11 protein-coding genes are annotated in these 12074 nt (G+C 73.7%); 7 read left to right on the top strand and 4 right to left on the bottom strand.

Annotated features, from left to right (window positions below; genetic code table 11):
• Positions 1-28 precede the first annotated feature (28 nt).
• Genes EV384_RS26155 through EV384_RS26145 form a run of 3 tightly spaced genes read left to right on the top strand, consistent with a single transcriptional unit; the run spans position 29 to position 2435 of the window.
• Positions 29-1423 (top strand): RNA-guided endonuclease InsQ/TnpB family protein, encoded by a 1395-nt coding sequence (locus EV384_RS26155; RefSeq protein ID WP_165440075.1) that lies wholly within the window; start codon positions 29-31, stop codon positions 1421-1423.
• 25 nt (positions 1424-1448) lie between these two features.
• Positions 1449-1991, top strand: coding sequence for a GNAT family N-acetyltransferase (locus tag EV384_RS26150; RefSeq protein WP_130337383.1), 543 nt, complete (start codon positions 1449-1451; stop codon positions 1989-1991).
• 33 nt (positions 1992-2024) lie between these two features.
• On the top strand, positions 2025-2435 hold the full coding sequence (locus EV384_RS26145; protein ID WP_130337381.1) for a type II toxin-antitoxin system Phd/YefM family antitoxin: 411 nt from the start codon (positions 2025-2027) through the stop codon (positions 2433-2435).
• 287 nt (positions 2436-2722) lie between these two features.
• Here EV384_RS26145 and pgi read toward each other — a convergent pair whose 3' ends face one another.
• Positions 2723-4357: a glucose-6-phosphate isomerase gene (pgi, locus tag EV384_RS26140; protein ID WP_130340827.1), complete on the bottom strand. Its 1635-nt coding sequence runs from the start codon at positions 4355-4357 to the stop codon at positions 2723-2725.
• Positions 4358-4618: 261 nt separating this feature from the next.
• Here pgi and EV384_RS26135 point away from each other — a divergent pair, with 261 nt between their 5' ends.
• The 4 genes from EV384_RS26135 to EV384_RS26120 all read left to right on the top strand — a co-directional run bounded on the left by EV384_RS26135 (position 4619) and on the right by EV384_RS26120 (position 9445).
• Positions 4619-6562 (top strand): ABC transporter ATP-binding protein, encoded by a 1944-nt coding sequence (locus EV384_RS26135; protein ID WP_130337379.1) that lies wholly within the window; start codon positions 4619-4621, stop codon positions 6560-6562.
• Positions 6563-6657: 95 nt separating this feature from the next.
• Positions 6658-7707, top strand: coding sequence for an aldo/keto reductase (locus EV384_RS26130; RefSeq protein ID WP_130337377.1), 1050 nt, complete (start codon positions 6658-6660; stop codon positions 7705-7707).
• 76 nt (positions 7708-7783) lie between these two features.
• Positions 7784-8857 (top strand): hypothetical protein, encoded by a 1074-nt coding sequence (locus EV384_RS26125; RefSeq protein ID WP_130337375.1) that lies wholly within the window; start codon positions 7784-7786, stop codon positions 8855-8857.
• A 48-nt stretch (positions 8858-8905) separates the two neighbouring features.
• Positions 8906-9445 carry an RNA 2'-phosphotransferase gene (locus tag EV384_RS26120; protein WP_130337373.1) on the top strand — a complete coding sequence of 180 codons (540 nt, stop codon included), beginning with the start codon at positions 8906-8908 and terminating at the stop codon, positions 9443-9445.
• 73 nt (positions 9446-9518) lie between these two features.
• On the opposite strand, the gene EV384_RS26115 is transcribed toward EV384_RS26120, so the two are convergent.
• The 3 genes from EV384_RS26115 to EV384_RS26105 all read right to left on the bottom strand — a co-directional run bounded on the left by EV384_RS26115 (position 9519) and on the right by EV384_RS26105 (position 12008).
• Complete coding sequence (locus EV384_RS26115; RefSeq protein WP_242624297.1) at positions 9519-10820, bottom strand: sulfite oxidase; 1302 nt, start codon at positions 10818-10820, stop codon at positions 9519-9521.
• Between the two features lie 101 nt (positions 10821-10921).
• On the bottom strand, positions 10922-11437 hold the full coding sequence (locus EV384_RS26110; RefSeq protein ID WP_130337371.1) for an NUDIX domain-containing protein: 516 nt from the start codon (positions 11435-11437) through the stop codon (positions 10922-10924).
• Between the two features lie 40 nt (positions 11438-11477).
• Entirely contained in the window at positions 11478-12008 is a 531-nt protein-coding gene (locus tag EV384_RS26105; protein ID WP_130337369.1) for a DUF2199 domain-containing protein, read from the bottom strand.
• Between the last annotated feature and the right edge of the window lie 66 nt (positions 12009-12074).

The following is a 12074-nucleotide window of genomic DNA, read 5'->3' as shown; positions in this document are numbered from 1 at the left end:
CCGTCGGGATCCCGCCGCTCCGCGGGTCGTGCATCGCACGGCGCGGGTCGCGTTGCGGGTGACGCCGGGTCAGCGGCGGCGGTGTTTCGGGCTGCTGCGCTCCGCCGGTGACGTGTGGGCGTGCGTGTTGGAGGTCAACGCGTGGCGGCGGCGCCGGCGCCGGGACGCGCCGCTGGTCGGCTATCAGCAGTTGTGCTGCGAGTTGGCGGCATCCGGGCCGGGCACGTTCGCGGAACTGGATTCCGTCGGTGCGCGGTCGGTGTTGCGCCGGTTTTCGGATGCGTGGTTCGCGGCGGCGAAGCGCCGCAGCGCGGGTGACGTGTCGGCGCGGTTTCCGCGTCGGCGGCGGGGGTTGGTGCCGGTGCGCTGGTATCACGGCACGTTCACCCTCGACGGGCGCCGGGTGCGAATCCCCACCGCCAAAGGCAGTGCGCCGTTGTGGGTGCGGCTGGCGCGGGAGGTGCCGTATCCGGTCGAGCAGGTCCGGTCGGTCACCCTGCTGTACGAAGGTGGGCGCCTGTTCCTCGACGTGACCGCCGAGGTTCCGGTGGCGGTCTACCCGCCCGGTGAACAACCGGACCCCGGCAGGGTGGGCGGGGTGGACCTGGGGATCGTCCACCCCTACGCCGTCGCCGGCCCCGACGGGGACGGGTTGCTGGTGTCCGGGCGGGCGATCCGCGCCGAACACCGCATGCACCTGGCCGACACGAAAGCCCGCCGCCGTGCCGTGGCACGTCGGGCGCCGAAGCCGGGTGAGCGGGGGTCGCGGCGGTGGCGGCAGTACCGGCGTCGGGCCCGCCTGGTGGAGGGCCGGCATGGCCGGCGGGTCCGTCAGGCCCAGCACGAGGCGGCCCGCAGCGTCGTTTCGTGGGCGGTGGGTCAGCGGGTGGGTGTGCTGCACGTCGGGGATCCCCGCGGGGTGTTGGACCTGCCGGCGGGCCGGCGGCACAACCTGCGGTTGCGGCAGTGGCAGATCGGCCGGCTCCTGCAGGTCCTCACTGACAAGGCCACCCTGGCCGGCATCAGCGTTCGGCTGGTCGACGAACGCGGCACGTCCTCCACCTGCCCCGCCTGCCGAAGGCGGGTACCGAAACCCCGCGGCAGGACGTTGTCCTGCCCGCACTGCGGATTCTCCGGGCACCGCGACCTGGTCGCGGCTGCCATCATCGCCACCCGTATCCCGGGCGGCGGATCTACCACCCCGGCAGCTGTTGTGCTGCCGGAGGTGGTCACGCACCGTCGAGCCGGCCGGCACCTTCCCGGTGCCGGTCGGTCCCGACGTGACCCCCGCCGTCCAGCGCACGACCGGGCGGCGCGAGGATCAGTTGGCCCGCGGAGGCCCGCCCCACCACCCAGCGGTGGGGAGTCGCTCGCTCCCAAAGCGAGGATCCACAACAGCCACCGAAAACCCGGTGAACGTTAGTGGACACCGCACTAGGTTGCTCCCCGTGTTCGCCCTTCCCCTGACCGACGACGCCGAGCTGCGGCCGCTCGAACCGTGGCACTCCGACGAGTTCCTCGCCAACCTCGACCGGTGCCGGGAGCACATCTCGCCCTGGGTGGGGGCGTCCTTCGTGGCCACCGACGCCGCCTCCGCCCGCAAGGTCCTGCAGAACTACGCCGACCGGTGGGCGCGCGACGACGGCGGCATCTGGGGCATCTGGCAGCGCGGCACCCTGGTCGGAGGCGTGCTGTTCGTGTCGCTCAACACCACCACGGGCGTCTGCGAGGCCGGGTGCTGGCTGGAGCCCGCCGCCGAGGGGCAGGGCCTGGTCACCCGCGCGGCCCGCGTGATCATCGACTGGGCGATCCGGGAACGCGGCATCCACCGGGTCGAGTGGGTGACCAAAGCCGGCAACGAGCGCAGCATCGCCGTCGCCCAGCGGTTGGGCATGCGCCGCGACGGTGTCCTCCGTGCGGCAGCCCCGACCTCCACCGGCCGGGCCGACATGGAGGTCTGGTCGGTGCTGGCCCCGGAGTGGACGGCCTGACGTTCTGTCGTACCCGGGCATCACCATGTGTCCATGGCTGCCCCTGCACTGGCCGACCGGCCTCCCCAGCCGCGTGCCCTGCCGCTCCGTGAGGTCCGCACCCGGCTCACCCAGCTCGTCGCCCTCGCCGAACTGACCGACACCGTCACCGTCGTCACCCGCGACGGCGACCCGCGTCCGGTCGCCGCGATCGTGCCCGCCCCGGCCGCCCGGACGGCGGCGCAGGCCCGGGCCGACTCCGAACGTATCGCCGCGATCAGCGCCGGCTGGTCTCGTCGCCTGGAGGAGCTGCACCGGCAGAGCGGCCGGCGGCACGCGGCCGAGCTGCGCGCGCTCACCGACGCCCTCGCCGAGGTCTGGGCGGAGCTGGATCGCCGGGCACCCGTCGGCGATCCGGTGCTGGCCCGGTTGCGCGCTGCCCACGCCGACCTGCTGCGCGATTGACCCGGCCCGGTTGGTCGGTCACCGACCACGATATTCACCGTCCGGCGCTGCTGACCGGCTGATTGACTGAGGTTTGATGATCGACTGGCGCACTGAGATCGACGAGATGTCGCTGGCGAAGCGGCTCGTGCAGGACGTCGACTCGGAAGGGCTGTGGCGGTACGCAGACTGAGCGTCTGCGGCGGAGAAGTTCGGAGACCTGAGTCGGTCAACGAACGGGCTGTCCGGAGCGACACCGACGATGGCGACGACCCGTCAGCGGGCCGCCGCCACCGGCACGTACGTCGTCAGTCCCGGCCGCGCTGGGCGCGGTAGCGGCGAATCAGCGCGGCGGTGGAGGAGTCCACGTCGCCGAGGTCCGGCTTGGTCCCGGTGAGCTTCGGCGCGAGCTGGTTGGCCATCACCTTGCCCAACTCCACGCCCCACTGGTCGAACGGGTTGATGTCCCAGACGGTGCCCTCGGTGAAGACGATGTGCTCGTAGAGGGCGATGAGCTGGCCGAGGGTCGCCGGGGTGAGCTTCGGCGCGATGATCGAGGTGGTCGGGTGGTTGCCCGACATCACCCGGTGCGGCACCACGTCGGCCGGGGTGCCCTCCGCCTCGACCTGCTCGCGGGTGCGGCCGAAGGCCAGCGCGGCGGTCTGTGCGAAGAAGTTCGACATGAACAGGTCGTGCATGTCACCCAGGTCGTGGTTGGGCTGGCTGAACGCGATGAAGTCGGCCGGGATGAGCAGCGTCCCCTGGTGGATGAGCTGATAGAAGGCGTGCTGCCCGTTGGTGCCGGGCTCGCCCCAGAAGATCTCCCCGGTCGGGTACGTGACCGGCTTGCCGTCGACCGTGACCGACTTGCCGTTGCTTTCCATGGTGAGCTGCTGGAGGTACGCCGGGAACCGGTGCAGGTACTGCGAGTACGGCAGCACCGCGTGGGTCTGCGCGCCGAGGAAGTCGGTGTACCAGACGTTGAGCAGGCCCAGCAGCGCCGGCAGGTTCCGCTCCACCGGCGTGGTGCGGAAGTGCTCGTCGACGGCGTGGTAGCCGGCGAGCATCTCCCGGAACCGCTCCGGCCCGATCGCCAGCATGACCGACAGGCCGACGGCCGAGGGCAGCGAGTACCGGCCGCCCACCCAGTCCCAGAAGCCGAACATGTTCGCCGGGTCGATGCCGAAGTCGCGGACCCGCTGCTCGTTGGTGCTGACGGCGACGAAGTGTCGGGCGATCGCCGAGTCGTCGGCGTCCAGTCCGGCGAGCAGCCAGCGCCGCGCCTGGTTGGCGTTGGCGAGGGTCTCCTGGGTGGAGAACGTCTTGCTGACCACGATGAACAGCGTGGTGGCCGGGTCCAGGTCGGTGGTCTTGTCGTGGATGTCGGTGGGGTCGATGTTGGAGACGAAGCGGCAGGTGATGCCGGCGTCCCGGTAGGCCTTCAACGCCTCGTACGCCATCACCGGCCCGAGGTCCGACCCGCCGATGCCGATGTTGACCACGGTGCTGATCCGCTCACCGGTGTGCCCGCGCCAGGCGCCGGAGCGGACCCGTTCGGCGAACGCGGACATCCGGTCGAGCACGCCGTGCACGTCGGCGATCACATCCTGTCCGTCCACCACCAGCTTCGCCTCGCGGGGCAGCCGCAGCGCGGTGTGCAGCACGGCCCGGTCCTCGGTGGAGTTGATGTGTTCGCCGGAGAACATGGCGGCGATCCGGTCGGTCAGCCGGACCCGCTCGGCGAGGGCGGTGAGCAGAGTGAGCGTCTCGTCGGTGACGAGGTTCTTGCTGTAGTCGACGTGCAGGTCGGCGACGTCGCCGGTGAGCCGCTCACCCCGCTGCCCGTCGGCGGCGAACAGCTCCCGCAGGTGGGTGCCGCGCATCGCCTCGGCGTGCTTGCGCAGGGCCTGCCATTCGTCCGTGGTGGTGACGTCCACAGCCATCGGGTCGATCTTCTCCTTCACGACGGGTCGGTCGGCGGGCACTAGTCGGGTCCGCCGCCGGCGACTCCACCAGCCTGCCACCCGGGGCGGGCCGGCGCGACGCGACGCGACATCGCCCACCCCGTGGAACCGCCGCCTTCCGGTATCCCGGCGACACACGGTTGGGACGCCTGTTCGACACGCCGGTCACCTCGGGACAGCGTACCGTCGCGGAACGTAAGCTCCTTGGTCCGTGGCTGTTCGGCCCGGTGAGGAGGCGCCATGGCGACGGTGATCGGTCCCCGGCACCCGTCCGACCCGGACGAGCCGGCCGACGACGACGCCACCGTCCTGCCCGAGCTGGAGGACGGCCACTGGATGCACCGGGCGACCGAGTTCGCGCACACCAGCTTCCAGGCGGTGGCCCGGCGGCTGCCCGCGCTGGTTCGCGAGGCGGTAGTCCTGGCCTGGGGGACCAGTCGCCGGGACACCGTCGCCTCCATCGGGCTCAACGTGGCGGCCGGCGTGATGACCACGCTGGGCCTGCTCGCCACGACCGGCGTGCTCCGTCAGCTCTTCGCCGCCGGGCCGACGCCCGACCGGATCCGCGCCGCGCTGCCCGCGCTGGCCCTCGCCGGGCTCGCGGTGACGGTCAAGGGCGCGCTGACCGTGGCCGCCGGCTGGGCGCAGGCCCGGCTGATCCCGCAGATCAACTACCAGGTGGAGCTGCGCCTCTTCGAGACCACGACGACGGTGGAGCTGGCCGCCTTCGACGACGCGGGCTTCGCCGAGGAGATGGACCGGGCCCGGGACCGGGGCATGGCCGAGGCGGCGTCGATCGTCGACCACACCGTCAACCTGCTCACCGGCGTGGTGGGGGTGCTGGCGACCGCCGCGGCGGTGACGGTGGTCCAGCCGGTGCTGCTGCCCTGCCTGCTGCTCGCCGCGGTGCCGGAGGCGGTGACGGCGGTGCGGATGGCCCGCCGGCAGTACCTCGTCATGCTGGCCCGGATCACCCGCCGCCGTCGGATGTGGATGCTGGCCAACCTGATGGCGGACCGGCACACGGCCGCCGAGGTACGGGCGTACCAGATGCGGGACTTCCTGCTCACCGAGTTCCGCCGGATGATGGCGGCGGAGACCCGGGCCGAGCTGCGGCTGGCCCGCTCGCAGAGCACCACCCGCGCGGTCGGCATGTCGGCGACCGGCATCGCCGCCTTCGGGGTCTACGCGGTCCTCGGCGGGCTGCTGCTGGTTGACGTGGTCGCGCTGGCCGCCGCGGCGACCGCCCTGCTGGCGTTGCAGTCCGCCCGCTCCTCGCTGCGGATCGCCGTGTTCGCCACCAACTCGCTCTACGAGGACGCGCTCTACTACCAGGACTACCGGGACTTCCTCGACCGGGCCCGGCAGCGCGTCCCGGTCGGCGGCGGCCGGCCCGTCGACGGCTTCGACCGGATCGAGCTCGACCGGGTGAGCCTGCGCTACCCGGACACCGCGACGGCCGCCGTGGACGGGGTCAGCCTCACCATCCGACGTGGTGAGGTGATCGCCCTGGTGGGGGAGAACGGCTCCGGCAAGACCACCCTGGCCAAACTGATCGCCGGCCTCTACCGGCCCACCGACGGGGTCATCCGCTGGGACGGCACGGACACCGCCGAGCTGGACCCGCGGCAGACCGGCGCCCAGGTCGCGGTGATGACCCAGGACTGGTGGAAGTTCCCGTTCACCGCCGGGCAGAACATCCGGATCGGCCGGCACGACCGGCCGGCCGACCGGCCCGGACCGAGCGTCGAGGACGCCGCCCGCGGCGCCGCCGCGCACGACATGATCACCGGCCTGCCGTACGGCTACGACACCCTCCTCGACCGGCAGTTCAAGGACGGCCAGGACCTCTCCGGCGGCCAGTGGCAGCGGCTGGTCGCCGCCCGCGGCCTCTACCGGGACGCCCGGCTGCTGATCTGCGACGAGCCCTCCGCGGCCCTCGACGCCCGGGCCGAGCACGCGCTCTTCCAGCACCTGCGCCGGCACCCCGAGCGGGCGGTCGTGCTGATCACCCACCGGCTCGCCAACGTCCGGCACGCCGACCGGATCTTCGTCATGGACCACGGCCGGCTCGTCCAGCAGGGCGACCACGACGAGCTGATGGCGCAGGACGGCCCCTACCGGGAGCTGTTCGAGCTGCAGGCCGCAGGCTACCTGGCGGGCGCGGGGGACGGCACCAGCTGACCGGCGCGGCCTTGACCTCGAGCGCACTCGAATTCCTAGGTTGGTCGGACCGGCCCCGCCGCCCGGACAGCGCGGCGCATCCCTCGGGAGGACTCATGCGTTACCGCGTGCTCGGCGGCACGGGCATCGAGGTGAGCGTCCACTGTCTCGGCACGATGATGTTCGGCGCGGTCGGCAACCCCGACCACGACGACTGCGTCCGGATCGTCCACGCCGCCCTCGACCAGGGGATCAACTTCGTGGACACGGCCGACATGTACTCCGCCGGCGAGTCGGAGGCGATCGTCGGCCGGGCGCTGCGCGGCCGGCGGGACGAGGTGGTGCTCGCGACCAAGGTGCACTTCCCGATGGGGGAGGGCCCCAACCGCGGTGGCAACTCCCGGCGCTGGATCGTCCGAGAGGTCGAGGAGAGTCTGCGCCGCCTGGACACCGACTGGATCGACCTCTACCAGGTGCACCGCCCGGACCACACCACGGACGTCGAGGAGACCTTGGGCGTGCTCAGCGATCTCGTCCGGGCCGGCAAGATCCGGGCCTTCGGCTGCTCGACCTTCCCGGCCGAGGAGATCGTGGAGTCGCATCACGTCGCCGAGCGGCGGGCGCTCGGGCGGTTCCGCACCGAGCAGCCGCCGTACTCGATCCTGGCCCGGGGGATCGAGAGCGCGGTCCTGCCGGTCTGCCAGCGGTACGGCATGGGGGTCCTGGTCTGGAGTCCGCTCGCGTCGGGCTTCCTCTCCGGCCGGTACCGTCCCGGCCGGGCGGTCGACCTCACCGCCGGCCGGGCGGCCCTCACCCCGGCCCGGTTCGACCCGGCGATCGCCGGCAACGCCGCGAAGTACGCCGCGGTGGAGGAGCTGCTAGCGCTCGCCGACGAGGTCGGCTGCACCCTGCCCGAGCTGGCGGTGGCGTTCACCGTGGCGCACCCGGCGGTCACCTCGGCGATCCTCGGCCCGCGCACCATGGAGCAGCTGGAGGGGCTGCTCAAGGGGGCTTCGCTCACCGTCGACGACGCCGTCCTCGACCGGATCGACGAGATCGTCCCGCCTGGGGTGAACCTCTACCAGCCGGACGGGGCCTGGGCGCCGGGGGTGCTCACCGACCCGGCCCGTCGGCGGCGTCCGCTGCCGGACCGCGCGGCCGCCTGAGCCGGCCGGACGCGCAGGCCGTCGGGTCGCGCGGGCCGCTGGACGCCGCGGCCGGTCCTCGGGCAGGATCCCGGGGATGCCGCAGCCGACGTTCCGCCGCGCGGGCGTCGTCCTGGCCGCGTTGGTCGTGCTCGCCGCCGGCTGCACGACGCCGGACCGTACGCCCGTCGCCGCGCCCGGGACGGTCACCCCGGCTCCGACCGGGGCGGTGACCGGCACGCCGGTCGCGCCGAGCCCGGCCGCCTCCGGTCGGGTCGGCTTCGGCAGCCGGCCGCGTCCGGTGGCCCGGGCCTGCCCGGTGCTGCCGGCTGACAACGTCTGGCACGCCGACGTCTCCCGGCTGCCCGTGCATACCCGGTCAGCGGCGATGGTCGGCGCGATCGGTGCCGGCGCCACCGTCCATCCCGACTTCGGCGCGGGCACCTGGGCCGGGGCGCCGATCGGCATCCCGGTCACCGTCGTCCCCGCCGGGCAGCGGCGGGTCCCGGTCACCTTCTCCTACGCGGCCGAGAGCGACCCGGGGCCGTACCCGATCCCGCCCGACGCGGCGATCGAGGGCGGGCCGCGCGGCGACGGCGACCGGCACGTGATCGTCTGGGACCGGGCGGCCTGCCGGGCGTACGAGCTCTTCGACGCGCACCCGGCCGGCGGCGGTTGGTGGGCCGGCTCCGGGGCGGTCGTCGACCTCCGGTCGAACCGGCTGCGCCGGGCGGGCTGGACCTCCGCCGACGCGGCCGGTCTGTCGATCCTCGCGGGTCTGGTCCGGTACGACGAGGTCGCCGCCGGCCGGATCGACCACGCCATCCGGGTCACCGTGCCGCGTACCCGCACCGGCTGGACCTGGCCGGCGACCCACTCCGCCTCGGACGCGTCCGACCCGGCGCTGCCGCAGCTCGGCCAGCGGCTGCGGCTCAAGCGGTCGGTGGACGTCTCCCGGCTGCCCCGGCAGGCCCGGATCGTCGCCGAGGCCATGCAGCGGTACGGCCTGATCGTCGCCGACCACGGCTCCGCGTGGTTCCTCTCCGGCGCGCCGGACGAGCGGTGGGACAACGACGCGCTGCGGACGCTGGGCGGCCTGCGCGGCAGCGACTTCGAGGTGGTCGACGCGTCCGGGCTGATGGTCGGACCCACCTCGGGCGCCACCCGCTGACCGGCGATATCCGTCGACGGGTGCCACCGTGTGGGCCACACTGTCGCCGTGGATCATCGCGACCTGGTCCGGGTGAGCAAGAAGATGTCCCTGGCGCTGCGGCACCGGCCGGACCGGTTCGGGCTGACGCCGGACCCGGCCGGCTGGGTGCCGGTCACCGACCTGCTCGCCGCGCTGCGGATCAGCCGCACCGTCGTCGACGAGGTGGTGGCCGGGAACGACAAGCAGCGCTTCGCCGTCGAGCGGGGCGCCGACGGCGTCGACCGCGTCCGGGCCAGCCAGGGGCACTCCATCCCGGTCGACCTCGGCCTGGCCCCGACGCCACCGCCGGACCGGCTCTACCACGGCACCAGCGCCGCGGTCGTGCCGTCCATCATGGCCGAGGGCCTGCGTCGCGGCGGCCGGCACCACGTCCACCTCTCGCCCGACGTGGAGACCGCCCGCCGGGTGGGCGCCCGGCGGGGCGGCCAGGTGGCGATCCTCATCGTCGACGCGGCGGCGATGGCCCGGGACGGTCACCTCTTCTACCGCAGCGCGAACGGCGTCTGGCTCGCCGACGCCGTCCCCGCCGCCTACCTGACCGCCTGACCTCGCCCCGCCGCCACGACGCCGCCCGCCGCGTCCGCGCGGCGGTGTGCCGGACGGGCAACGGGTCGCGAGGTCAGGCCACGGTCACCGGGTGCCGGACCACGCCGTCGAAGAGGTACCCGAAGTCGTTGTGAGCGGCGGTGTCGGGCTGGCCGGCCCCGGTCACGTCGGTGGCGCGGGCGCGCAGCGTCCACCGGCCGGGGGCGGGCGGCCGCCAGACGGTGGTCCAGCGCTGCCACGCCCCGCCCCGGTCGGCGGCGACCAGCTCGGCGGGGCGCCAGTCCTCGTCGCCTGTGCTGACCTCGACCCGGGCGATCGGCCCGTTGCCGGACCAGGACCGGCCGCGCAGCAGCACCTCGGTGCCGGCCGGGATGCGGGCGTCCCAGGCCAGCTCGAAGGCGCTCTTCACCGACTGGGCGGCCAGCTCCCCGCCGCCGCCCGGATGCCCGGGGCCGAACATCCGGTAGAGCTGGGTGTTCCAGGGGGAGAAGAGGGGAGTGGCGGAGACCTCGACGGCTCCCACCCACTTGATCGAGGAGATGCCGATCCAGCCGGGCACCACCACCCGCACGGGGAAGCCGTGGTCGGCGGGGAGCGGCTCGCCGTTCATCTCGTACGCCAGCAGCACGTCGTCGAGGGCCTTGCCGACCGGCAGCGGCCGGCGTACCCGGCCGAGGTTCACCCCGCCGGTGACGTACTCCGGGTCCAGCCCCTCCGGCATCACGTCGACCGCCGCGTCGGTGAGGCCGGCCAGCCGGAGCACGGTGCCCAGCCGTACGCCCCGCCAGCGCGCGACGCCGACCCCGCCGAGGCCCCAGGCCACGCCGGGGGAGGCGGCGCCCTGCTGCTCGATGAAGAAGCGGCGCCCGTTGCCGGCGCACTCGACCAGCGCGGATCCCTCCTCGGCGGGCAGTCTCCGCAGGTCGGAGAGGCTGAACTCGACCGGGTCCCGCCGGGTCGGCGTGCCGCGCAGCCCGGTGCCGAAGAGGCGCAGTTGCCAGGTCTCGGCGTCCAGCCGGGGCGTCACGGTGTGGTTGCGGACGAAGAACCGGTCGTTGGGGACGACATGCCCCTGCCCGGCCATCGCCTCCCACCGCATCTCGGCGTTGCTCTCCAGCCGCCGGAACAGCTGCGGCGGCAGCGGCTTGGCGATGGGCGCCGCGACGGCACCGGCTCCGGGGTCGACGCCGACCGGGGCGCGGGTGACGGCGACCGGTTCCCGCTCCTCGGCGGCGGCGGTGACGGCGGCCATGGCCACGCCCAGCTCCAGCAGCTCCTGGCGGGACACCCCGTCGCAGCGGGCCCCCCCGGCGAGCCACTGCCGGGTCCGGTGGGCGTCGTGCTCGACTTCGTCCTGGGAAAGCGGGCGTGACACGGTGACCTCCGAGCTCGGCGACGCAGCATTCCTATTCAATCAGTGGAAATAGCCGTCGATCGGAGCCGGTGGTGGCGCGGCTGGCCGCGGCACGGCGGGGATCAGACCGTGCGCTGGCCGGCGAAGAAGTCGGCCAGCGCCCGGGTGTGGGTGGAGAAGGCCAGCTCGACCGGCTCGGTGAGGACCAGCCACTCCGTGGCCTCCTCGGTCGGCGCGGACGGCGGCAGCTCCCCGGCCGCCCGCTCGGGCAGTACGCCGAAGACCATCATGGTGCCGCCGGCGGGCGCCCCGTGCACCGCGAAGAGCCGCGCCTGTTCGGGCTCGGCCAGCAGGCCGGTCTCCTCGCGCAGCTCCCGGACCAGCGCCTCCGACCACTCCTCGCCGTACTCGATGAACCCGCCGGGCAGCGCGAGCTGGCCACGGGCCGGCTCGATGTCGCGGCGGACCACCACCACCCCCAGGCCGGTCGCCGTGCGTACCGGCAGAATCGCCACCGCGACCGGCAGTGGGTTGCGCCAGACGGTCTGGCCGCAGTCCGCGCAGACGCGCGGCCAGCCGGCTCCGGCCGGGTAGGCCGTGCCGCAGTACGAGCAGTGCGAGTACGGTGCGCCGGTCACGCCGCAGCACGTTACCCGCCGGGCCGGCGGAGCGCTCCCGTCACCCGGCCGGCTCGGGGCGCGTCTCCGGGTGCCGGAGCTGCTCGGCGATCCGCTGGACGTCCGCCATGGTCATGCCGGTCCGCTGCGCCACCGCGAGCGGGTGGTCGGTGGGCTCGACCTCCACCGCCGGCTTCTCGCCCACCGGCCGGGTGTGCACGTGGGTCTTGAGCTCCAGGGTGCTCACCCCGTAGAGCGGCAGCTCGGTGGAGAGCCAGCCGAAGTAGGGCGGCTCCGACTCCCGGCCCGGGGTTTCCCACAGCTGCACCGTGCGGCCGAAGTTGGCGGCGCTCAGCGAGACCCAGACTCCCCAGGAGAACGTCCCCTCCGCGTCCCGCAGGGGGATCTCGAGGTTGCCCTGGACGAAGAAGTGCTCGCCCCGGATGACGCAGAGGTCGGGGGTCAGCTCGCTGTCGTCGGCCGCCGCCAGCTCCTCGGACCAGAAGGCGGGCGCCTGGGTGCGGTAGGAGAGCGGCAGCTCGTCGTGCCGCCGGCCGCAGGTGACGCAGGTGTATCCCGGAGTGTCGCGCACCGGCCCGACCCTAGCCGATCACTCCCGGCCGTGTCGGTCGCGCAGGACGGCGCGGGCCTCCATCAG

Source organism: Micromonospora kangleipakensis, assembly GCF_004217615.1.
Taxonomy (GTDB): Bacteria; Actinomycetota; Actinomycetes; order Mycobacteriales; family Micromonosporaceae; genus Micromonospora; species Micromonospora kangleipakensis.
The sequence above is the reverse complement of the archived record's forward strand: the minus strand, read 5'-3'. Positions and strand labels throughout refer to the sequence as shown.